The 20230-nt window shown below is 71.3% G+C and carries 23 protein-coding genes; 10 read left to right on the forward strand and 13 right to left on the reverse strand.

The window, feature by feature from the left end; all coding sequences use genetic code 11:
- Position 1 precedes the first annotated feature (1 nt).
- The gene (locus C3K08_RS06195) at positions 2 to 793 is read right to left on the reverse strand and encodes a TIGR00282 family metallophosphoesterase (RefSeq protein WP_104990515.1); all 792 of its coding nucleotides are present in this window, start codon (positions 791 to 793) and stop codon (positions 2 to 4) included.
- Between the two features lie 96 nt (positions 794 to 889).
- On the opposite strand from C3K08_RS06195, the gene C3K08_RS06200 reads away from it, so the two are divergent.
- Positions 890 to 1624: an HD-GYP domain-containing protein gene (locus C3K08_RS06200; RefSeq protein WP_234009196.1), complete on the forward strand. Its 735-nt coding sequence runs from the start codon at positions 890 to 892 to the stop codon at positions 1622 to 1624.
- Positions 1625 to 1808: 184 nt separating this feature from the next.
- On the opposite strand, the gene C3K08_RS06205 is transcribed toward C3K08_RS06200, so the two are convergent.
- Positions 1809 to 2441, reverse strand: coding sequence for a hypothetical protein (locus C3K08_RS06205; RefSeq protein ID WP_104990517.1), 633 nt, complete (start codon positions 2439 to 2441; stop codon positions 1809 to 1811).
- A gap of 113 nt (positions 2442 to 2554) precedes the next feature.
- Between C3K08_RS06205 and C3K08_RS06210 the strand changes: the two genes are divergently transcribed.
- Positions 2555 to 3679: an N-acetylmuramoyl-L-alanine amidase gene (locus C3K08_RS06210; RefSeq protein ID WP_234009197.1), complete on the forward strand. Its 1125-nt coding sequence runs from the start codon at positions 2555 to 2557 to the stop codon at positions 3677 to 3679.
- A gap of 45 nt (positions 3680 to 3724) precedes the next feature.
- On the opposite strand, the gene C3K08_RS06215 is transcribed toward C3K08_RS06210, so the two are convergent.
- The 7 genes from C3K08_RS06215 to C3K08_RS06245 all read right to left on the reverse strand — a co-directional run bounded on the left by C3K08_RS06215 (position 3725) and on the right by C3K08_RS06245 (position 10505).
- Positions 3725 to 4294, reverse strand: coding sequence for a cob(I)yrinic acid a,c-diamide adenosyltransferase (locus tag C3K08_RS06215; RefSeq protein ID WP_104990518.1), 570 nt, complete (start codon positions 4292 to 4294; stop codon positions 3725 to 3727).
- Between the two features lie 64 nt (positions 4295 to 4358).
- Entirely contained in the window at positions 4359 to 5867 is a 1509-nt protein-coding gene (gene malQ / locus C3K08_RS06220) for a 4-alpha-glucanotransferase (RefSeq protein WP_104990519.1), read from the reverse strand.
- A 148-nt stretch (positions 5868 to 6015) separates the two neighbouring features.
- Positions 6016 to 6486, reverse strand: a complete 471-nt coding sequence (greA, locus tag C3K08_RS06225; protein WP_104990520.1) for a transcription elongation factor GreA — start codon at positions 6484 to 6486, stop codon at positions 6016 to 6018.
- Between the two features lie 43 nt (positions 6487 to 6529).
- The gene (locus tag C3K08_RS06230; RefSeq protein ID WP_104991950.1) at positions 6530 to 7606 is read right to left on the reverse strand and encodes a type IV pilus twitching motility protein PilT; all 1077 of its coding nucleotides are present in this window, start codon (positions 7604 to 7606) and stop codon (positions 6530 to 6532) included.
- Positions 7603 to 8388: a pantoate--beta-alanine ligase gene (gene panC / locus C3K08_RS06235; RefSeq protein ID WP_234009221.1), complete on the reverse strand. Its 786-nt coding sequence runs from the start codon at positions 8386 to 8388 to the stop codon at positions 7603 to 7605. The genes C3K08_RS06230 and panC overlap by 4 nt, the downstream gene beginning before the upstream one ends.
- Before the next feature lie 77 nt (positions 8389 to 8465).
- Positions 8466 to 8825, reverse strand: a complete 360-nt coding sequence (locus tag C3K08_RS06240; RefSeq protein ID WP_104990521.1) for a phage holin family protein — start codon at positions 8823 to 8825, stop codon at positions 8466 to 8468.
- Positions 8826 to 8888: 63 nt separating this feature from the next.
- On the reverse strand, positions 8889 to 10505 hold the full coding sequence (locus C3K08_RS06245) for an alpha-amylase family glycosyl hydrolase (protein ID WP_199777006.1): 1617 nt from the start codon (positions 10503 to 10505) through the stop codon (positions 8889 to 8891).
- Between the two features lie 49 nt (positions 10506 to 10554).
- Between C3K08_RS06245 and C3K08_RS06250 the strand changes: the two genes are divergently transcribed.
- Positions 10555 to 10962, forward strand: a complete 408-nt coding sequence (locus C3K08_RS06250) for a GNAT family N-acetyltransferase (protein ID WP_158679862.1) — start codon at positions 10555 to 10557, stop codon at positions 10960 to 10962.
- Positions 10963 to 10968: 6 nt separating this feature from the next.
- On the opposite strand, the gene C3K08_RS06255 is transcribed toward C3K08_RS06250, so the two are convergent.
- Positions 10969 to 11577: a septum site-determining protein MinC gene (locus tag C3K08_RS06255; RefSeq protein WP_104990523.1), complete on the reverse strand. Its 609-nt coding sequence runs from the start codon at positions 11575 to 11577 to the stop codon at positions 10969 to 10971.
- A gap of 103 nt (positions 11578 to 11680) precedes the next feature.
- Between C3K08_RS06255 and C3K08_RS06260 the strand changes: the two genes are divergently transcribed.
- From C3K08_RS06260 to C3K08_RS06270, 3 genes are all read left to right on the forward strand, one after another.
- Positions 11681 to 12073 carry a S1 RNA-binding domain-containing protein gene (locus tag C3K08_RS06260; protein ID WP_104990524.1) on the forward strand — a complete coding sequence of 131 codons (393 nt, stop codon included), beginning with the start codon at positions 11681 to 11683 and terminating at the stop codon, positions 12071 to 12073.
- Between the two features lie 88 nt (positions 12074 to 12161).
- Complete coding sequence (locus C3K08_RS06265; RefSeq protein ID WP_104990525.1) at positions 12162 to 13823, forward strand: FAD-binding dehydrogenase; 1662 nt, start codon at positions 12162 to 12164, stop codon at positions 13821 to 13823.
- A 391-nt stretch (positions 13824 to 14214) separates the two neighbouring features.
- The gene (locus tag C3K08_RS06270) at positions 14215 to 15459 is read left to right on the forward strand and encodes a S1C family serine protease (RefSeq protein WP_104990526.1); all 1245 of its coding nucleotides are present in this window, start codon (positions 14215 to 14217) and stop codon (positions 15457 to 15459) included.
- Positions 15460 to 15514: 55 nt separating this feature from the next.
- Here C3K08_RS06270 and C3K08_RS06275 read toward each other — a convergent pair whose 3' ends face one another.
- Positions 15515 to 16192, reverse strand: coding sequence for an HAD family hydrolase (locus C3K08_RS06275; protein WP_104990527.1), 678 nt, complete (start codon positions 16190 to 16192; stop codon positions 15515 to 15517).
- A gap of 381 nt (positions 16193 to 16573) precedes the next feature.
- Here C3K08_RS06275 and C3K08_RS06280 point away from each other — a divergent pair, with 381 nt between their 5' ends.
- From C3K08_RS06280 to C3K08_RS06290, 3 genes are read left to right on the forward strand one after another with little or no spacing between them, the layout of a single operon-like run.
- Positions 16574 to 17080 carry a DUF1999 domain-containing protein gene (locus C3K08_RS06280; protein WP_104990528.1) on the forward strand — a complete coding sequence of 169 codons (507 nt, stop codon included), beginning with the start codon at positions 16574 to 16576 and terminating at the stop codon, positions 17078 to 17080.
- Complete coding sequence (locus tag C3K08_RS06285; RefSeq protein ID WP_104990529.1) at positions 17080 to 17304, forward strand: heavy-metal-associated domain-containing protein; 225 nt, start codon at positions 17080 to 17082, stop codon at positions 17302 to 17304. The genes C3K08_RS06280 and C3K08_RS06285 overlap by 1 nt, the downstream gene beginning before the upstream one ends.
- Before the next feature lie 6 nt (positions 17305 to 17310).
- Positions 17311 to 17631, forward strand: a complete 321-nt coding sequence (locus C3K08_RS06290) for a DUF503 domain-containing protein (RefSeq protein WP_104990530.1) — start codon at positions 17311 to 17313, stop codon at positions 17629 to 17631.
- Positions 17632 to 17708: 77 nt separating this feature from the next.
- On the opposite strand, the gene lepB is transcribed toward C3K08_RS06290, so the two are convergent.
- The gene (gene lepB, locus C3K08_RS06295) at positions 17709 to 18503 is read right to left on the reverse strand and encodes a signal peptidase I (protein WP_104990531.1); all 795 of its coding nucleotides are present in this window, start codon (positions 18501 to 18503) and stop codon (positions 17709 to 17711) included.
- 118 nt (positions 18504 to 18621) lie between these two features.
- Positions 18622 to 19419, reverse strand: a complete 798-nt coding sequence (locus tag C3K08_RS06300; RefSeq protein WP_104990532.1) for a patatin-like phospholipase family protein — start codon at positions 19417 to 19419, stop codon at positions 18622 to 18624.
- A gap of 56 nt (positions 19420 to 19475) precedes the next feature.
- Between C3K08_RS06300 and C3K08_RS06305 the strand changes: the two genes are divergently transcribed.
- Positions 19476 to 20228 (forward strand): serine/threonine-protein kinase, encoded by a 753-nt coding sequence (locus C3K08_RS06305; protein ID WP_104990533.1) that lies wholly within the window; start codon positions 19476 to 19478, stop codon positions 20226 to 20228.
- The last annotated feature ends 2 nt before the right edge of the window (positions 20229 to 20230 follow it).

Genomic DNA, 20230 nt, shown 5'->3' on the forward strand with positions numbered 1-20230 from the left:
GCTAGCCCTCCTCCACGTAACGGTAGCGCTCTGCGGACCGGGCGCGGTTCCCCTCCAGCTCCAGCCGCACCGCATTGAGTTCCGCTGGGCCGCCCGCCACGGTGAAGCGCCAGGGCCGCTCGGTCAGGAACTTCTGGACGGGTCCCTCGGGGTCCGCCCCGATGACGCTGCGGTGCGGCCCGGTAAAGCCCACGTCGGTCTGGAAGGCGGTCCCGCCCGGCAGGATGCGCGTGTCGGCGGTGGGGACGTGGGTGTGCGTGCCGATCACGGCGGCCACCCGCCCGTCGAGGTGCCATGCGAGGGCCACTTTCTCGCTCGTCGCCTCGGCGTGCATGTCCACGAAGACGGTACCGAGGTCGTCCCGCGTCAGCAGCTCGTCCATCGCCTGAAAGGGGTTGGCGACCGCCTCCATGAAAACGCGCCCCAGCACGTTCACGACCGTCAGCCGCTCGCTGCCCCCGCTCGCCGTCCTCACGTCGAAGGAGCGCCAGCCCACGCCCGGCGTGCCGGGGTCGGCGTAGTTCATGGGGCGGACGATGGGAAACTGGGCCTCGTCCAGCATCAGGGCAAAGACGTCCTTGTGGTGCCAGGCGTGGTTGCCCAGGGTGATGCACCCCGCCCCCGCCGCCAGGATCGCCGCCGCCGCCTCGCGGTGCAGGCCGAAGCCCCCGGCCGCGTTTTCGCCGTTCACGATGATGAAATCGAACTCGGGCCTCAGCCCCGGCAGATGCTGACTCAGCAGCTTTCTCCCCGGCTGGCCGTACACGTCCCCCACAAACAGCACACGCAACATGGTCCAACCTTAGTGGACGCGCGGTCCGGTGCCCTCCTCCCCGAAGGGACGATCACCCCTTCCTCACACCCGGAGGTTTAACTTACCTTCATGCTCATGCTCGCGCTCGCTCACCCGTCTCCTCCTGCGGCCTGGCCCGCCTGTCCCTGTGGGCGGCGGGCCGAGGCGATTCGGCAGGGAGTGGGGGAGGTGCTGGCCCGGCTGGCCGAGCTGGGGGTGGACACCGGGGCCATCTGGACGGCGGCAAGCCGTCTGCCCGCAAATTCGGAGCTGGCCCTCGGCGCCGCTGCCGAGCTGCTGGCCTCGGTGCAGGGCGGGGGCCAGGGCCACGGGCGGCGGGTGGTGGCCCTCGCCGTCTCTCTGGCCCAGGCGGCCGGGCTGTCCCCCGAACAGGTCCGGGCGGTGCGCTGGGGGGCCGCCCTACACGACCTCGGCAAGGTGCGCGTCCCGCGTGAGGTGCTGGACAAGCCGGGACCGCTGACCGGGGAGGAACGGGCGGTGGTGCAGGGCCACGCGGCGTGGGGGGCCGAACTGCTCGCGCCCCTGCCGCTCCCCGCCGCCGCCGTGGCCGCCGTGCGCCACCATCACGAACGCTGGGACGGGGGCGGCTATCCCTGCGGCCTGCGCTCCCGCCGCATTCCCCTCGCGGCCCGGATCGTCGCCGTCGCGGACGTGTTCGACGCCCTGATCAGCGCCCGGCCCTACAAGCCCGCCTGGTGCGAGCGCGAGGCGGCCCGCGTGATCCTGCGGGGCGCGGGGAGTCAGCTCGACCCCCGCCTCGCCCGACTCTTTGTGCGCGAGGTGCTGGGTTTCCGCGACCTGTTGCCCTGAAGCTGGGGCAGGAGAGCGGCGCCGAGGTCCTGCCCCGGCGCCGCTCCTCCGCTGCCGCCTCATACGGATTCCGTCTGTTTCGTTGACAACCCGGAACCCGTTTTTCTCTTCCTCGCTCTGCTCCGCAGCTTTGCAAGTCCGCTCGGATTGAATCACTTCGTAAACGATTCAATCGGAGTCCGTCTTACTTCAGGTAGGGCGCGAACCGCTTCAGCGTGCCCGCGTCCGGCTTCGCCGTGGCCCGCAGCAACCGCTGGGCGCTGAAGGTCAGCAGCAGGTGGCCGCCCGCGCCCGCCTCCAGGGCACTGCCGCTGGCGCTCAGCCGGGCCGGACCCGCCAGCACGGTTTGCGCCGTGCGGCCGTCGAAGGCGAGGGCCGAGGCGCTGAGCTGCGGGCTCTGTGCCCGCACGCCCCCGTGGGCGCTCACGAAGCCGGTCTTCACGTTCAGGGTCATGCGATCGGCGGTCAGGCCCTTCATGCGGGCGTCGCTGTAGTTCGCCGAGCCTGTGGCGGTGACCACGCCGCCCCTGAGGTCATAGGTGAGGCTCGCGGCCCGCAGGGTGCCGCCCTGCTTGGTCGTCAGGGTCACCCCCTGGGCGCTGAGGCGCTCGCCGGGGTGCAGTTGCAGCCGCTCGGCGCTCAGGCGCACGCCCCCCTTGCTGTCGGTCACGGTGCCGCCCGAGGGAAACTCGGTCGCGCCGGTTTCGAGGTTGAGGTTCTGGGCGCCGCGCGGGGTCACGTTCAGGCCGCCGAAGGTGACGGCGCTGCCGGTGCCCAGCGTCAGGGCGGCGAGGAGGGGAAGAAGGACACGCTTCATGCCCCCACCCTAGCGGCCCCCCCCTGAGGCCGGTGAGCCGACGCGTCAGACGCGCTTCAGCCTGCCGGATTCTTCATCCACTCTCAAAGAAACGGGGGTTACACTCGGGGGCAGTGAAGCGACTGATTCCCCTCGCGCCGCTCCTGCTGCTCGCCTCGGCGGCCTCGGCGCCTCCCCGCGTGTGGGCGCACGACGGGTACACCCGCGCCGTCTTCAGCCTGCCCCGCGTGACCACGGCGGCGAGCACCGTGAAAGGCCAGACCGTGACCGTGAAGCTCGGCCTGAGCCTGCCCGCCGCCTCGGGCAAGCTCACGGTGACGGGCCTGGGGGCCTACAGCGTCAGCGGCAACACGGTGACCCTTACCCTGACGCCGGGCTTCTCGGGGGCGCGGGTGGAGGTGCTGCCCGCCGGAGGAGGCCAGCCCGCGCGGTTGGTGGTGGACGCCCTGCGGGCCTCGGCGGCGGCGACTCCGGCGGCCAAGCCCGCCGTGACGCCTGCCGTGCCCAAGCCCGCTGCCGCCGTGACCCGCCCCGCGAGCACGGCGAAGGTTTCACGCCCCCGCGTGGTGCTGGACGCCGGGCACGGGGGGAACGACCCCGGCATGCAGAGCCGCTGGGTGAAGGAATCGTCGGTCAATCTGGACGTGGCCCTGCGGGTGCGCCGCGAACTTCAGGCGCACGGGGTGGACGTGGTGATGACCCGCGAAACCGACCGTCACCTCCACGCCAATAAAGCCCAGGATCTCGACGCCCGGTCGCGGTTGGCGAAAAACGACAACACCGCCGCCTTTATCAGCATCCACGTCAACGCCTCCACCAACCCGGCGGCTCACGGCGTGGAGACGTACTACTTCGGCCAGCCCATGCCGGGACGCAGCCGCAGCCTCGCCATTCAGGAAAACGGCGGCGGCTCGGTCGGGCAGCAGCTCACCCAGCAGGCCACCAACAGCGCCCAGAGCCTGCTCGGCGATCTGCTGGTGCAGGCCAAGCTCGCCTTCTCGCGCCAGCTCGCCCAGAAGGTGCAGGCGAACCTCGTCAAGGCGACGGGCGCCCTCAACCGGGGCGTTCTCACCGACGCCTTTTACGTCATCCGCAACCCCACCACGCCCGCCATCCTGATCGAGATCGGCTTCGGCTCCAACCCGGTGGAGGGCGCCAAGCTCTCGCAGGAGGCCTACCGCGAGCGCATTGCGGTGTCCATCGCGCGGGCGATTCTGGATTTCCTGAATACGAAGTAGAAGGCGGGGCATGGAGGGGGGCAGGTTTCAGGTCCTGCCTCCGGCCTAGCGCCGCCCCTTGACCATCCAGGCGTGCTCGCCCACCCCCGCCGCCTGGTTCGCCGCGCGGGCCATCACGAACAGCAAGTCGGAGACCCGGTTGAGGTAGACCTGCACGTGCCCATTGATTTCCTCCTCGTGGGCGAGGCGGATCACCTCGCGCTCGGCGCGGCGGGCCACCGTGCGGGCCACGTGCAGGGCGGCGGCGGCGGGCGTGCCCCCCGGATGCACGAAGCCGGTAAAGGGCGGCGCGCCTTCCTGATAGCGGTCGATCATCGCCTCCAGGTAGGCCACGTCCTGCTCGTCGATGCGGCTGAGCTTCTTCCCATAGGGACTCTCCTGCCGGGTGGCGAGGTCGGCCCCGAGGTCAAAGAGCGCGTTCTGGAGGTACTCCAGGTCAGCGTCGAGCGGCCCAGAACCTGTTGGCCCCGCCCCCAGCGCCCGCGCCAGCCCCACCGCCGAGTTGAGTTCGTCCACGGTGCCGTAGGCCTCGACCCGCACGTGCGCCTTGCTGACCCGGTCGGCCCCGTACAGCCCGGTGGAGCCGCCGTCGCCGGTCTTCGTGTAGAGCTTCATGGGGGACAGGATAGGGCGCGGGAGAGGTGACCCCCGGCCCGCGCCCCGTTCCTGCTGCCCGGTCTTACCCGGTCCGGCCCGTCCGCTCCGTCAACTCGCGCACCCGCGCGGCCAGCTCGGGCGTGAGGTCGCCCTCGCGGTACCGCCACGTCCAGTTGTGCGGCCCGGTCGTGCCCGGCAGGTTCATGCGGGCCTCGGTGCCCAGGTTGAGCAGGTCCTGCAGCGGCACGACGGCCAGATTCGCCCGGCTCCCGAACGCCAGCTCGGTGAGCTGCCACGCGAACGTCTCCTCGCGGGGATCGCTGCTGGTGTACACCCGGAAGTTATGCCGCTCCTGCTCGTCGGCGGCCGCCCACCACCCGCGCGAGGTGTCGTTGTCGTGGGTGCCAGTGTAGACGACCTGGTTCCCCCGCAGGTTGTGCGGCAGGAAGTCATTCACCGAGAAGTCCCCGCCCCCGAAGGCGAACTGCAGCACCGCCATCCCCGGCAGCCCGAGGTCGTCGCGCAGCGCCTCCACGTCCGGGGTGATCACGCCGAGGTCCTCGGCGATCACGGGGAGGCTGCCCAGGGCCTCACGCACCGCCTCCAGCATCTCGCGGCCCTGGGCGGGGACCCACTCGCCCTGAATCGCCGTTTCCGCCGGGAAGGGAATCTCCCACGAGGCCGCGAAGCCCCGGAAGTGGTCGATGCGAATCAGGTCGTAGAGCTTCAGGCTGCCCTGAAAGCGGCGAATCCACCACGCGTAGCCGCCCTGCGCCATCGCGTCCCAGCGGTAGAGGGGATTGCCCCAGAGTTGCCCGGTTTCCGAGAAGTAGTCCGGCGGCACCCCCGCGACCACCGTGGGCTGGCCCCGGTCGTCGAACTTGAAGCCCCCGCGCTCGGCCCACACGTCGCTGGAATCGAGCGCCACGAAAATCGGGATGTCCCCGATGATCTGCACGCCCCTCGCGCGGGCATACTCGCGCAGCGCCCCCCACTGCCGGAAGAACAGGAACTGCCCAAAGGCCACCCGCTCGGCCTCGTTCGCCAGCCGCTCGCGGGCCGCCGCCAGCGCCCCAGGGTCACGGTCGCGCAGCTCGGGCGCCCACTCGCTCCAGGCCGCACCGCCATGCTCGGCCTTCAGCGCCATGAAGAGGGCGTAGTCGTCCAGCCAGCCCGCCTCCTCCTGCCGGAAGGAGTCGAACTCGGCCCGCAGCCCCGGCACTTCCCCCGCCCCGAACCGGGCGTGGGCACGGTCCAGCATCCTGTTGCGCCACTCGTACTGGAGGCCGAAGTCCACCCGGCCGGGGTCGAAGCTGGGCAGGTCCGCGAAGTCGGCCTCCGTGAGCAGGCCCTCCTCGCGCAGGGCGGCGAGGTCCACGAGGTACGGATTCCCGGCAAAGGCGCTGAAGGCCTGATACGGGCTGTCGCCGTAGCCGGTGGGGCCGAGGGGCAGCACCTGCCAGGACCGCTGTCCGGCCGCCGCGAGCCAGTCGATAAAGGCGCGGGCCGCCTGGCCCAGTTCGCCGATGCCGTGGGGACCGGGCAGGCTGGTGGGATGCAGCAGCACGCCGCTGGAACGTTGAAGAGTCATGGTTGGGGCCTCCGGGGGTCAAGGTGGAAATGGGCTGGAAGTGATTCCAGTTCTGCGGGCCGCATTGTACCCATTCGTCCCGTTCGGGGCAGGGCAGCAGCGAGGGGCGGGAGCCGACGTTCAGCCCCCGCCCCCCACCCTTCACGGCTCAGGTGTACGTGACTTCCAGCACCTCGAACTTGGCGGTCCCCTTGGGCAGCGGCACGGGCACCACGTCGCCCTCGCGGCGGCCCAGCAGGGCCTGACCGATGGGGCTGGCGTCGCTGATCTTGCCCTTCAGCACATCGACCTCGTAGGTGCCCACGAGTTCGAACTGCCGCTCCTGGCCCTTCTCGTCGCGCACCCGCACGCGGGCGCCCAGGCCGATGCCGCCGGAGGAGTCCTCGGCCACGATCAGGGCACGTTCGAGCTGGTCCTCGATCTCGACGATGCGCGACTCGTTCTCGCTCTGCTGCATGCGGGCCTCGTCGTAGGCGGCACTCTCGCGCAGGTCGCCGTCCGCGATGGCCGACCCCATGTACTCGCTGATCTGCTCGCGCCGGGTGGTTTTCAGGAATTCCAGCGTCTCACGCAGCTTGTCGTAGCCGCGCTGGGTCATGGAAATGCGTTCTCTGGTCATAGCGGCCCAGTATAGGAAAAGCGGCCGGGGTGTGGGGGTGGGATCAGAACCCCGCTCCCGCCCGCGTCACCATCAGCCGGACCTCGTGGGGACTGGTCGCCGCCGCGAGCGCCTCTTCCATGTGGATCAGGCCGTGCTGGTAGAGCTGCACGAGGTGCTGGTCGAAGGTCTGCATCCCCCGGATGTTGTCCTCCATCAGGGCACTCTTGATCAGCGGGGTCTTGTCCTCGTCCTTGATGTAGTCCTGAATGAGGGGCGTGTTGAGCAGGATTTCGGTGCCCAGCACCCGGCCCGCGCCGTCCGCCCGCGAAAGCAGCCGCTGGCTCACGATGCCGACGAGCGACTCGGCGAGCTGCACCCGCACCTGATCGCGTTCGTGCGGCGGGAAGAAGTCGATGATGCGGTTCACGCTGCGGATGGCGTCTTGGGTGTGCAGGGTCGAGAGCACAAGGTGGCCCGTCTGCGCCGCTGAGAGCGCGGCTTCCACCGTGTCCTTGTCGCGCATCTCGCCGATCATGATCACGTCGGGGTCCTGACGCAAGGCGTACTTCAGGGCGGTGCGGAAGTCGCGCGTGTCGGGGCCGATCTCGCGCTGCACGACGAGGCTCTTGCCGTGGCGGTGCAGGTACTCGATGGGGTCCTCGATGGTGATGATGTGCCGGGCGTGCGTGCGGTTGATGTGGTCGATCAGCGCGGCAAGGGTGGTGCTCTTGCCGCTGCCGGTCGGCCCGGTCACGAGGACGAGGCCGCGCGGCGCGTCGGCGAGCGAGCGCAACACGTCGGCGGGCAGGCCCAGCGTGTCGAAACTGGGAATGCTTTCGTTCACGGTCCGCATCACGATGCCCACCACCCCGCGCTGCTTGAACACGTTGCAGCGGAAGCGGCCCAGCCCTGGCACGCTGTAGGCGAGGTCGATCTCGTGGCCGTAGCCCACGTCCTCCCACTGGTCCGGGGAGAGGATCGTCTGCGCGAGGGCCGAGGTGTCGGCGGGCATCAGCACCGCATCGCCGAAAGGCATCAGCCCCCCGTTCAGCCTTCCGACCGGGGGACTGCCGACCTGAAGGTGCACGTCCGACGCCCGGCGGGAGACCATCTCGCGCAGCAACTCGTCGAGGGTCAGCACGTGGGCGTCGCCTCCGGCTCGGGGAAGAGGGCCATGTTGTCGATCAGCCGGACGCCGAACAGCCGGGCGGCCACGAGCACGCGGGTCATGGGGTCATTCTCCACGGCGGGTCTTTCGCGCATGTCACCGTCGACCACCGCGAGGTAATCGAGCGCGAGGTCCGGTTCCTCCGCCAGCACCGCCCGCCCCGCCTCCCGCAGCGCCGCCGTGTCCCGCTCGCCCGAGGCCGCCGCCGACTGCACCGCCCGCAGCGCCCGCGACAGCACGCTGGCCCGCTCCCGCTCCTCCGGCGTGAGGTAACTGTTGCGGCTGCTCAGCGCCAGCCCCGACACCTCGCGCACGGTGGGCACCCCGACGATCTCAACCGGCACCGACAGGTCGCGCACCATCCGCCGCACCACCGCGAGCTGCTGCCAGTCCTTTTCCCCGAAATAGGCCCGCCCCGGCCCCACGAGGTTCAGCAGCTTGAGGACCACCGTCGCCACCCCGTCGAAGTGACCGGGGCGCGACTCGCCCTCCAGCGGCCCGGAGACCCCTTCCACCCGCACGGTGGTCGCGTGGCCGGGGGGGTACATCGCGCCCGCCTCCGGGTGGAAGAGCACGTCGGCCCCCGCCCCGCCCGCCAGCGCGAGATCGCGTTCCAGGTCGCGGGGATAGCGCGAGAGGTCCTCGTTCGGGCCGAACTGGGTGGGGTTCACGAACACGCTGACCGCCACCACGTCGCATTCGGCGCGGGCGCGGCGGATCAGTTCGGCGTGGCCCTCGTGCAGATAGCCCATCGTGGGGACGAACCCCACCCGGCCCCGCCCGGCCAGCGCCGAGCGCACCTCGGCCGGGTCACGCAGCAGCGTGGGAATCAATTGTCCAGCCCCAGGGCGCCCAGCACGAGGTCCAGCAGCCAGGAAATCACGGTCAGGATCAGCGCTCCCACGATGGCGGTCCCGAAGCCCGCCACGTTCAGCGCCGTCACGCTCGCCACCAGCCACAGCACCACGCCGTTCACGACCAGGGTGAACAGGCCCAGCGTCAGCACGTTGACGGGCAGGCTGAGCAGCAGCAGGACCGGACGAATCAGCGCGTTCACGATGCCCAGCACCAGCGCGGCCAGCAGGATGCTCACGGCGTCTGCCCCCGGCTCGAAGCTGACCCCGCCGTACACCCGTGTCACGAGGTACAGCGCCAGCGCATTGACCAGCAGCCGAATCAAAAAGCCCATGCCCGGAGCATAAACCGGACCTGGGCCGGGGGAGAGGGTGTGACGGTAGGGGCTGGTCAGCGCTCAGGCCAGCCGCACGACTCTTGCCTCGTTGGGACGCAGGGCCGCCCCCGCCTCCGGCCTGTCGCCCAGGCTGCTCAGCAGCGTCTCGCCGGAACCGAGGCCCAGTTCCCGCGTCTCCGGGCCGAAGTTCAGCAGGACCGCCAGCCGTTCGCCGTCCTGCGTGCGCTCGAAGGCGAATACGTCCGGGTGCCCGGTCTCCAGCGAGCGGTACTCGCCGCCCACCAATGCCGGATGCTCGCCCCGCAGCCGGGTCAGCGCCCGGAAGTAGTGGAGGTCGCTCGCGGGGTCGGCCTCCTGCGCGGCGACGTTGACCTCCCGGAAGTTCCCCGCGATCGGCAGCCACGGGGACACTCCCTCGGGCGCGAAACCCGCATTCGGGGAGTCGTCCCACTGCATCGGCGTGCGCTCGGGGTCGCGGCTGGCGCCCGGCACGTCCGGCTGCTGGAGGCCCGCCGGGTCCACCATCTGCTCGAAGGGCACCGGGACGTTCTCCATCCCGATCTCGTCGCCGTAGTAGACGGTGGGGGTGCCGCGCAGGGTGAGCAGCAGCGTCTGCGCGACCCGGTACTGCTCGGCCCCCACCCGCGTCCTGAAGCGGTGCTGGTCGTGGTTGCCCAGCACCCAGTTGGGCCAGGAGTGTGCCTCGCGGCAGGCGGCGTCGTAGCCGTCCACGAAGGCGCGAATCTCGCGGGCGTCCCAGGGCAGCAGGATCAGGTGGAAGTTGAAGGGCAGGTGCGCGAGCGGTTCCTCCGGCGTGCCGCTGTAGCGCAGCAGCCGCTCGGTGGGGAGGTAGATCTCGCCCACCATCATGCGGTCATCAAACTCGTCGAGCACCTCGCGCATCATTCGCACGTAGCGCAGGGTCTGGGGCTGGTCGTTGGTGTAAATGTGCAGGGTCTGCGCGTACTCGATCATGCCGGGCCGCCACTCGGGGTTGAGCGGCTCGTCGAGGAAGCGCTCGTCTTCGGCCAGCAGGTTCAGCACGTCCACCCGGAAGCCGTCCACCCCCCGCCGCATCCAGAAGCGCAGCACCTCCAGCATGGCAGCCTGCACGTCGGGATTGGCCCAGTTGAGGTCCGGCTGCGAGGGCAGGAACTGGTGGAGGTAGTACTGCCCGCTCGCCTCGTCCAGCGTCCACGCCGGGCCGCCGAAGTGCGACTTCCAGTTGTTCGGGGGTCCGCCGTCCGGGGCGGGGTCGCGCCAGACATACCAGTCTCGCCGGGCACTCCCGCGCCCGGTCAGCGCCTCCCGGAACCACGCGTGGTCGCTGGAGGTGTGGTTGGGCACGTAGTCCAGCATCACCTTCAGGCCCAAGCGGTGCGCTTCGGCCACCAGCGCGCCGAAGTCCTCCAGCGTGCCGAACAGCGGATCGATGTCGCAATAATCGGCCACGTCGTACCCGAAGTCACGCATGGGCGACACGAAGATGGGGGAGAGCCACACCGCCTCCACCCCCAGACTCGCCACGTAGGGCAGCCGCCGGGTGATGCCGCGGAGGTCCCCCACCCCGTCGCCGGAGTCGTCCTGAAAGGACCGGGGGTAGATCTGGTAGATGATCCCGCGCTGCCACCACTGCAGTTCGCCGGAGAGGGCCGGGTCGGGGGAAGGCTGTGTCATGCCGCCCAGGGTAGTCCCGCCGGGGGGCGTGGGCCTATACCCTCCGCTCATGCCTGTGCCTGTTCTTCGTCCGATCGAACGCCGGGACCTCGCGGACGTGATGAGTCTCTGTCACGCGGAAGGCTACCCTTCCTACACCGAAGATCCGGAGCGCACCTGGCAGGCGCTGACCAATCCCGGCGTCACCACCGTCGTCGCAGACTGGGAAGGCCGGGTGGTCGGCGCCGCGCAGATGCTCAGCGACGGGGTGATCCAGGCCTTTCTGGTCCTCGTGCTGGTCCACCCGGACCACCGCCGGGGTGGGCTGGGGCGGGGGCTGATCGAGCACGCCTTCGCTCGTGCCGGGGGCAGCCGGGCGGACCTGCTCGCAGAGGAGGGGCCGGTGCCCTTCTACGAACGCTTCGCGCACCGGCGCAAACCGGGCTTCCGCCTCTATCCCGAACCTCCGGCCGAATAGCCCGGCCTAGCGGTGCGCTTCGATCACGATGGTGCCGCCCTGCAAGCGGGCGAGTTCGGCGACCTCGTTGCCCTCCAGCCGCTTCATGTTGCCCAGGCCGCCGCCTTCGGGAGCGCGGGCCACGGCGTCCCCGATGCGAATCTGCGCCGAGGCGATGGGCCGCGCCCACACGATGGCGTCGGCATTGCCGCCATATCCGGCGTGGACCACCCCGCGCAGCGCTCCCATCACGATCACGTCGCCGCCCGCCACGATCTCGGCGCCTGGATTCACGTCGCCCAGGATGACCACGCTGCCCCGGTATTCGCCCCGAAAGCCCGCGCGGACGCCGTGGGGCAGGATCACCGTGCGGGCGCTGCCCTCCTCCTCGCCCTCGGCGGTGGGGGCGGCCACGGTCACGCGCGGCGCCCGGATGCGGCCCGGCGTGCCCCCCGCCTCCCGAATCGCGGCGAGCGCGGCTTCCAGGGCGGCGGGATCGGCGTCTCCGGCCACCTCCAGGGTGACGTTGGCGGCGAGCAGTTCGGCGCGGGGGGCCAGGGCCTGCGCCACGGTCCCGGCGGTGTCGCCCGGTTCGAGAAGGAGGTTCATGCCGCCGAGCGTGCCGCGAAGCTTCATCGGCGCCCACTCTACTCGCCCGGAAGGGGAGGCTTCACACTCGGCACATCAGGGGGGCGGGCATGGTATAGAATGTGCCCTATGCTGATTTCGGAGGGCACCCTTGGTGCAGCTTGATCCCGGCGCGGTCGTCGAGGGCCGCGTCACGCGCGTGACCGATTTCGGGGCGTTTATCCAGTTCGAGAACGGTGAGACGGGCCTCGTCCACATCTCGCAGATTGCCCACTCCTTCGTCCGCAACATCCACGACCACGTCCGCGAGGGCGAGACGATCGAGGTCAAGGTGCTGGGCCGCGACGAGCGGGGCCGACTCGACCTTTCCATCAAGGAGCTGCTCGAGGAGCCCGAGGAGGTGCCGCGTCCCCGCGCCATCGGCCGCCAGAGCCCGCAGTTCGAGGCCAAGCTGCGCTCCTTCATGCGCGACGCCAAGGAGCGCACCACGGGTGGCGGGGGCGGCGGCAAGCGCGGCGCCGCGCCTGGCAAGCGCAAGAAGTAAGCCCCTCCGCCCCTCATTCCCACTCTGGACACCCGCCCCGCCTCACCGCGTGCCGGGTGTTCTTCCTTTGCAGGCAGGAGGTGTCGAGGTGACCCAGGAAACGCAGGCAGACGTGATCGTGGTGGGCGCGGGCCTCGCCGGGCTGGTGGCCGCCGCTGAAATTGCCGACGCCGGACGGCGGGTGCTGCTGCTCGACCAGGAAGGCGAACAGAATCTCGGCGGGCAGGCCTACTGGTCCTTCGGGGGTCTCTTTCTGGTGGACTCGCCCGAGCAGCGGCGGCTGGGCATCCGCGACTCGCGCGAGCTGGCCTGGACCGACTGGCAGAACACGGCGGGTTTCGACCGCCCCGACGACCACTGGCCCAGGGCGTGGGCCGAAGCCTACGTGGACTTCGCGGCGGGCGAGAAGCGCGGCTGGCTCACCGGCATGGGCCTGCGCTTCTTCCCGGCGGTGGGCTGGGCCGAACGCGGGTTTCAGGGGGCGGGGGGTCCCGGCAACTCGGCGCCGCGCTTCCACATCACCTGGGGCACTGGGCCGGGCGTGCTGGAGCCGTTCGTGCGGCGGGTGAAGGCGCACGCGGCGGCGGGACGCGTCCAGATGCGCTTCCGCCATCGCGTCCGTGGCCTGATCGAGGAGGGCAGTGCGGTCGTCGGCGTGCGTGGCGACGTGCTGGAGGCGTCGGACGTGGACCGGGGCGAGGCCAGTTCCCGCGTCGTGGTGGACGACTTCGCACTGCGGGCGGGCGCGGTCGTCGTGACCTCGGGCGGGCTGGGGGGCAACCTCGCGCGGGTGCGGCGCAACTGGCCGACAGCGCGGATGGGACCGCCCCCCACCTTCCTGCTCAGCGGGGTGCCCCAGCATGTGGACGGCGAGTTGCAGGCCCAGGTCGCCGCCCAGGGGGCCAGCCTGATTCACCCCGACCGCATGTGGCACTACACCGAGGGGCTGCGCAACTGGAACCCCATCTGGCCGCACCACGGCATCCGGGTGCTGCCGGGGCCGAGCAGCCTGTGGCTGGACCCGACCGGGCGGCGGCTGCCGCACCCCCACCACCCCGGCGCGGACACGCTGGGCACGCTGTCGTACATCACGGGCCAGGGCCACCCCTACACCTGGTTCCTGCTCAACCGGGCGATCATCAAAAAGGAGTTCGCCCTCTCCGGCTCCGAGCAGAATCCCGACCTGACGGGCCGCGACCTGCGGCGCACCCTGGGCCGGGTGGGACGGGCGGTGCAGGCCCCGGTGCAGGCGTTCCTCGACCACGGCGAGGACTTCGTGACAGCCCCCGACCTGCCCGGCCTCGTCGCGGGGATGAACCGCCTGACGGGAGCGGACCTCGTGGACCTCGCTACCATGGAGCGGGAGGTGCGGGAGCGGGACTTGCAGGTGGCGAACCGAGCGGGTAAGGACCCGCAGCTCGCGCTGGTGCGGGGCGCGCGGGCGCTGGTGGGCGAGCGGCTGATCCGGGTGGCGCCGCCCGCCCCCCTGCTCGACCCCGCCCACGGCCCGCTGATCGCCGTTCGCATGAACATCCTGACCCGCAAGACGCTGGGCGGCCTGGAAACCGACCTGCAGGGCCGGGTGCTGCGGCCCGGCGGCGACCCCATCCCCGGCCTGTACGCGGCAGGCGAGGTCGCGGGGTTCGGCGGCGGCGGCATGCACGGCTACCGCTCGCTGGAGGGAACGTTCCTGGGAGGCTGCCTCTTTTCCGGGCGGGTGGCGGGGCGGGCGAGCGCGGGGGCAGTGTAGGCGGGTCCATACGTGCTCTGCTTCCCTTCAGCGGCGCCGCCCTCGCTCTCGTGCTGGGCGGGTATGAACCGGGCCTGGACCTCCGTACCCCTCGGACGCCCGCGAGTACGTGCGCCTGTGCGCCCTGGCCCGGGACGACCTGGACTGTGAGGCGATGCTGCCCACCCTGCGGGCAGTCCCCCGCCCTGTCAGCGGCCCTGGCCCGCGCCACCATGTTTCCCAGAGGGGCGACTGCCGACAGGCACCCACCGGCTCCACTTCTTTGGGGACGCGGTTGGCGGCAGCTCTTCGGTGAGGGGTCGGACGATCAAGGACCCGTCCTTCTTCCCCTTCTCAAGCTGCCCTGAGCCGTTTTAACCCCCGCGTAACCGCCCGGCGGCAGACTCTACCCATGAAGAAGAACCTCTCCCTGCTGGCCCTGACCGGGACGCTCGCGCTGGGCGCCTTCGTGGGCTTCGAACTTTCCGAACGCACCAGCGCCCAGGGAACGGGCGCCGTGCCCGCCACCACCACGTCCGCCCCGGTAACCTCCGGCGTTTCCAGCTCCACCGAGGCCTCCCGCGCCCGCACCCAGTCGGAAACCAACACCGTGCAGGTCGTCAAGGCCCGGCAGGACGGCGTGGTCTATATCGAGGTCACCGACCGGGGCGGCGATACCAGCCCGCAGGCGCAACTGCGGCGCGACCTGCAGGAACGGTTCGGCTTCGAGATGCCCCAGCAGGGTCCCCAGGAAAGCGCGGGCAGCGGCTTTTTCGTGAACGAGGCGGGCGACATCCTGACGAACAACCACGTCGTGGAGGGCGCCGACGAGATCACCATCCGTCTGCACGGCAGCTCCAGAACCTACCCGGCGAAGGTCGTGGGCCGCGCTCCCGACTTCGACCTCGCGTTGATCCGCGCCGAGGGGTTGCCCGCCGGGGCAGTCAAGCCGATTCCGCTGGGGCAGATGGAGGGGCTGGAGGTCGGCCTCAAGGCGATCGCGCTCGGGGCGCCCTTTGGCCTGGAGTTCAGCGTCTCGGAGGGCATCATCTCCAGCTTGGAGCGCACCGTGCCGGTGGGTGCCAAGGGCGTGGAGCAGAACGTGATCCAGACCGACGCGGCGATCAACCCCGGCAACTCGGGCGGGCCGCTGCTGGACTCGGCGGGGCAGGTCATCGGCGTGAACACCCAGATTCTGACCGGGGGCATCGGCCAGAGCGCGGGCGTGGGCTTCGCGGTCCCGGTCGACACCGTGCGCCGGTTGTTGCCGCAGCTTCAGCGCGGCGGCGAGGTCCAGACGCCCACCCTGGGCCTCGGCTTCCGGGACGTGGCGAGCTTCACCGCCGAGGAGCGCGAGGGGGCGGGCCTGCCCGAGCAGGGCGCCCTCGTCCTTCAGGTCTACCCCGGCAGCCCCGCCGAGCGGGCCGGACTGCGTGGCAGCGCCGCCTCCGCCGTGCAGGGGGGCGACCCCGTGCTGGACGGCGACGTGATCACCGCCGTGGACGGCCAGCCGCTGGAGAACGCCGCCGACTTGCCCCGCACGGTGATCGGCAAGCAGATCGGGGACTCTCTGCGCCTGACCGTGCAGCGCGGGGGCCAGACCCGCGAAGTAACGGTGCCGCTGCAAGCCTTCGCCCTGCCGCAGGGCGGGGAGTAACCGAACTCAGGGAGGGGCCGGGGCGACAGCCACCCCGGCCCCTCCTCCTGTGCCCTCACTCCACCGGGAAGGCCTCGTTCAGCGCGGCCAGCAGCGCCTGCGGATCGTCGTACAGAGGGTCATGCCCTTCCGCCCCCGGATGCCCGCCGCAGCGCAGCAGGACGCAGGGTACTCCGGCCCCCCGGGCAGCCTCGGCGTCGTAGGGGGTGTCGCCCACCATCAGCGCGGCCCCGGCGGGCAGGCCCAGGGTGTGCAGCCCGGCCTTCACGAGGTCGGGGTCGGGCTTGCTGTTTTCCACATCGCTGCTGCTGACGCGCTCCAACTTCAGGTCGTCGAGACCGATCTGCTCCAGCAAGGCGTCCACGATCTCGGCCTCGCCGCTCGTCGCCAGGGCCACCCGCAGGCCGCGTGCCCGCAGCCCCTCGATCAGGGCACGGGCGCCGGGGGTGGGGCGCAGGTCGGGTATCAGCTCCCGAAAATGCCGGACCCAGCCGTCCGTCAGGCGCTGGCCCCGCTCGCTCTCGGCGTCCAGCCCGGTTAGCTCGGGGACCAGCTTGTCGCCGCCCATGCCGATCAGCGGGAAAATGTCCTCGGGCGTCTTCTCGAAGCCCTCGTCGGCCAGCGCCGCCGCCCACGCGCGGGCGTGGGCGAGGTTGGAGTCGGCCAGGGTGCCGTCCACGTCAAGCAGGACGCCCCGAAGGCGGTCAGGAGCCAAAAGGTCATGCTGGGTCACCGCGCCAGCGTAGGGGCCAGGGCAGGTCTGCCGCCTTGAGCGCCCCTTGAGCGACGCGGCCCGGCTCGCCGCTCGGGGTCGTTGTGCTCGGGAAACACCCCGCCGGGCGCGGGGGTCTGCGTCTGTCCGAGTGCCAGAGCTTGGACCAGGCGTACTCCGAGCCTCTCCGCCGGGCGAGGGGACGACAGCGCCGTCAGGCCCCAGACCCCGCTCGGTGAAAACGAACCCCGAACGGGATCGGCCACCCGGCACCGGCGGGCTGAAGCACGCTGAGCTGGGCAAGGCGACGGGCGTCGCCGGTGGGGCACGCTCAATGCCCGCTTGCTCCCTGAGCCTGAACTGTCCGCCTCATCGCTCGGGCGGCGCTAGGCTGAGCCTGACATGCTCCGCTACCGCACCTTCACTGAGGCCGATTTCGAGGCCCTCGCCCAGCTCGATCTCACCGCCCAGCGCACGGCCGACCCCGGCTTCGACGCCCTGCCGGAGCGCGAGCGCACGGGCCGCCTGAGCACCAGCACCGCCGCCCTGAAGTTCTACGAGCGCAGCGAACACTCCTTCGTGGCGCAGGGGGAGGGCGCGGGCCTCGCCGGAGCCGTCTTCGCCCAGCACGTCTGGCAGGGAGACCGCCCCATCGTCCTGGTGCGCTCGCTGCTGCTGGCCCCCGACGCGCCGGGGGAAGCGGCGGCAGGCCTGCTCCACGCCGTCGTCAAGAGCGCCTACGACAGCGCCGTGTACGAGGTCCACTTTCCGGTGACGCCCGCGCTGGAGGGAGCCGCCCGGCAGGAAGAAGCGCACCTCGTCGGCGGGTACGCGGTCTGTCACCTGGGGACCCGTGCAGGCACCGCGCCGGGCACCCGATTGGCCAGGGCGGATGGAGGCGCGGCATAATGGCCGCCATGACCCTCAAGCCCACCCGTGTGCTGCTCGGCGTGCGCGGCATGACCCGCGACGCGGGCGAGCGCGTCGCCCAGCACCTCCGTTCCCTCCCCGGCGTCGCCCAGGCCACCCCCGACGAGGGCCAGATCGAAGTCCATTACGACCCCTCCCAGCACACCGTGATGGACCTCGTGCGGGCCGTGCGCTCGCAGGGCTTCCTGGCCGGGATGCTCTGAAGGCCCGTGGCCCTCGGCTACGTCGGCGTCCTGACCGTCCGGGTGGAGATGCCCTGGGTCAGCAACCTCAAGGAAAAACGCGCCCTGGTGCGCCCGGTCGTCGAGCGCCTCAAGGCCCGCTACCCCCTCACGGTCGCCCGGCTCGACGGCCTCGACGCCCACGACTGGGAGGTGATCGGGGTCGCCACCCTCAGCAACGACTACGGCTGGGTCGAGGAAACCCTGCGGATGGCCGCCGACTTCATCGCCCGCGAGGGCGAATACCGGGTCGCCTGGGAGGAGACCGACATCACCGTTCTGGGCGGTGAGGACGGGGAAGAGGCGTAGGGCAGGGGATGCTCGCCAAGACCCAAGCCGAACGCCGGGCCTTCTGAGGAGAAGGCCCGGCGTTCCCGTGGGTTCTCTCAGCGCTTCGCCTGATCCCCCAGCGCCGACTTCAGCGCGTCGAAGGCCTCGGGGCGCTCCAGCACGCGCCAGTTCAGCACGCTCTCGCCGCTGAAGTCGGCGACCTGCCCCGCCGCGCAGTCGTAGCGGGCGTTCTGCTTGCGCATGATCGGCCACACGACCGCCGCCGCCCGCCCCGCGAGGTCGCGCAGGGGCACCGGCCCGAACAGGCGCGAGTCCTCGCTGCCGCCTGCCGTGCGGTTGTCGCCCATCACGAAGTAATGGCCGTCCGGCACCGTAATTTCCTCCTGGTCGGGCACGATACCGCCGATGCTGGAGGTCGCGCCGTTCGCCAGCGGACTCCCGGTGTCCCAGCAGCCCTGCTCGCGCCAGTAGTCGGTGGTCCAGCTCTGGTCGAGCCGCGTGCCGTTTACAAAGACCTCGCCGTCCTGAATGCGAATGCGGTCGCCGGGCAGCCCGATCAGCCGCTTGATCAGGAAGGGGCGGTAGGTCCACAGCCCGAAGGGGCCGGGGCGGGTGAGGTTGGGGGCGCGGTCGGCGGCCTCGCGCGGGGGCTTGAAGATCAGGATGTCGCCCCGGCTGAAGTCGCCCACACCGGCCTTGTGCAGCCACGTCTCGTATTTGGGCACGAAGACCCGCTCCCGGTCGCGCAGGTTGGGCATCATGCTCACGCCGTCGACCCCCACCAGCGTCGCCAAGAACTGGGTGATCACCACCGCAAAGACGATGGGTTCCAGCACTTCCTTCCACAGTTTGCCCAGCGGACCGCTCCCGGCCCCTTTCAGTCTTGTCATGCGGCTCCTTTAGGGCGGCGGGCAGGCGGCGGAGGAAAAGCTGACAGGCCCTGCCCCGCGCCCGCGCCGCGGCCGTCCGCCGCGCAGGATAGCGGACCGGGGGCCGGGGCAGCGGCCCCTATCCCCCCACCAGCGCCCGCACCCGCGCGAGTTCGGCCCGCGCCGCCGCCTCGCCCGCGCCTATGGCCTGCGCCCCCCGGCGAAAGGACGGCAGGTCGATGTCCCCGAGGTCCGGGCGCAGCAGCACGTCCGGGCGGTAGAGGCTCAGGCGGGCATCGGTGAGCTGCGCCTGCATGATGTCCACCGCCCGCCGCAGCGAGCGCACCGGCCCCAGGCCCCCCGGCGTGCGCCAGCGGCTGCGCCGCTCCGGCAACTCCAGCGGCTCGGGGGCCGTCACGTCCACCGCGACGACCTGGCGCACCCCCAGAAACAGCGCCGCGTCCACCGGCACCTGATTCAGAATTCCGCCGTCGGCCAGCAGCATGTCGCCGTAGGGCACCGGGTCGATGGCCCCCGGATAGGCGGTGGTCGCCCGCAGCGCCGCGTACAGGTCGCCGCCCCGCAGGTACACCATGCGCCCGGTCAGCACGTCCGTCGCGGTGACGGCCAGCGGCCGTTCCAGCGCCTCGAAAGTCGGCGGGAGATGGGCGGCCAGCCACGCCTCGAACGCGGAGGCCTTCAGCAGGCCAGTCCCCAGCCGCCAGTCGAGCAGCCGCCGCCACGACACCGTCTCCGAGATGCGCCGCAACTCGTCTGCGCCCGTTCCCGCCGCGATAAAGGCCGCGACCAGCCCCCCCATCGAGGTGCCCGCCAGGACCTGCGGGGGCAGCCCGGCTTCCTCCAGCACCCGCCACACCCCGACGTGCGCCAGCCCACGTGCGCCCCCGCCCCCCAAGACCAGTCCATACCCCGGCATGGGGGGATTGTAGGGGGCTGCACCTTCGGCGGTGGGTGCGCTACCGTGGAGGCAGGATGCCGCTGGCAGGACAGGTCGTGGGAGAGGGGGTGCGCCTCGTGCGGCCCCTGGGGCGCGGCTCGCACAGCGTGGTGTATTTCGCGGTGGACGCCGAGGGCCAGCCCCGCGCGGTCAAGATTTTCGAGCCGCACTTCGCTGCCCACGCGGGGCGCGAGCTGGCGCACGGGGCGGGCCTCGACCACCCCCGGCTGGTGCGGGTGCTGGCCCCCGTCACCGTGGAGGGCCGCCCCGGCCTGCTCCTGACCTATGCCCGCGGCCAGGTGCTGTTCACCCGTTACGCCCACCGCCCCGCCCTGACCCATGACCGCCGGGCCTACCTGCTGACGCTGGCACACCTGCTGGGCGCCCTGGGCCACCTGCATGGGCGCGGCGTGGTTCACCGCGACGTGAAGCCGGAGAACATCATCGCGGAGCCGGGCGGCAGCGCGACCCTGGTGGACTTCGACCTCTCGGGTCCGGCCGGGGAGACCTTCAGCGCCCCCACCCGCATGGGCACCGCCGCCTTCCAGAGCCCCGAGTCGCGGCGGGGCGAACCGCTGGGACCGGAAAGCGACCTGTACGGGGTCGGCGTGCTGCTGGGGTGGGGCCTGCACGGGGCACTGGGTCCCCAGGGCGTGCCCCCGCCCCCCGCCGCCGACCCCCTCGACCCGCTGCTCGCCGCCCTCACCGACCCCGACCGCTCCCGCCGCCTGGCTGACGCGGCCGAGGCGCGGGAGTGGCTGTTGCGGTTGTCGGGGCTGCCGTACTAACC

It is taken from the genome of Deinococcus sp. NW-56 (genome assembly GCF_002953415.1).
Lineage (GTDB): Bacteria > Deinococcota > Deinococci > Deinococcales > Deinococcaceae > Deinococcus.

Coding starts and splice junctions, on each gene's coding strand:
- C3K08_RS06195 (WP_104990515.1), bottom strand. CDS start 793: ATGTTGCGTGTGCTGTTTGTGGGGGACGTGTACGGCCAGCCGGGGAGA.
- C3K08_RS06200 (WP_234009196.1), top strand. CDS start 890: ATGCTCGCGCTCGCTCACCCGTCTCCTCCTGCGGCCTGGCCCGCCTGT.
- C3K08_RS06205 (WP_104990517.1), bottom strand. CDS start 2,441: ATGAAGCGTGTCCTTCTTCCCCTCCTCGCCGCCCTGACGCTGGGCACC.
- C3K08_RS06215 (WP_104990518.1), bottom strand. CDS start 4,294: ATGAAGCTCTACACGAAGACCGGCGACGGCGGCTCCACCGGGCTGTAC.
- malQ (WP_104990519.1), bottom strand. CDS start 5,867: ATGACTCTTCAACGTTCCAGCGGCGTGCTGCTGCATCCCACCAGCCTG.
- greA (WP_104990520.1), bottom strand. CDS start 6,486: ATGACCAGAGAACGCATTTCCATGACCCAGCGCGGCTACGACAAGCTG.
- panC (WP_234009221.1), bottom strand. CDS start 8,388: ATGGGCTATCTGCACGAGGGCCACGCCGAACTGATCCGCCGCGCCCGC.
- C3K08_RS06240 (WP_104990521.1), bottom strand. CDS start 8,825: ATGGGCTTTTTGATTCGGCTGCTGGTCAATGCGCTGGCGCTGTACCTC.
- C3K08_RS06245 (WP_199777006.1), bottom strand. CDS start 10,505: ATGACACAGCCTTCCCCCGACCCGGCCCTCTCCGGCGAACTGCAGTGG.
- C3K08_RS06250 (WP_158679862.1), top strand. CDS start 10,555: ATGCCTGTGCCTGTTCTTCGTCCGATCGAACGCCGGGACCTCGCGGAC.
- C3K08_RS06255 (WP_104990523.1), bottom strand. CDS start 11,577: ATGAAGCTTCGCGGCACGCTCGGCGGCATGAACCTCCTTCTCGAACCG.
- C3K08_RS06270 (WP_104990526.1), top strand. CDS start 14,215: ATGAAGAAGAACCTCTCCCTGCTGGCCCTGACCGGGACGCTCGCGCTG.
- C3K08_RS06280 (WP_104990528.1), top strand. CDS start 16,574: ATGCTCCGCTACCGCACCTTCACTGAGGCCGATTTCGAGGCCCTCGCC.
- C3K08_RS06285 (WP_104990529.1), top strand. CDS start 17,080: ATGGCCGCCATGACCCTCAAGCCCACCCGTGTGCTGCTCGGCGTGCGC.
- lepB (WP_104990531.1), bottom strand. CDS start 18,503: ATGACAAGACTGAAAGGGGCCGGGAGCGGTCCGCTGGGCAAACTGTGG.
- C3K08_RS06300 (WP_104990532.1), bottom strand. CDS start 19,419: ATGCCGGGGTATGGACTGGTCTTGGGGGGCGGGGGCGCACGTGGGCTG.
- C3K08_RS06305 (WP_104990533.1), top strand. CDS start 19,476: ATGCCGCTGGCAGGACAGGTCGTGGGAGAGGGGGTGCGCCTCGTGCGG.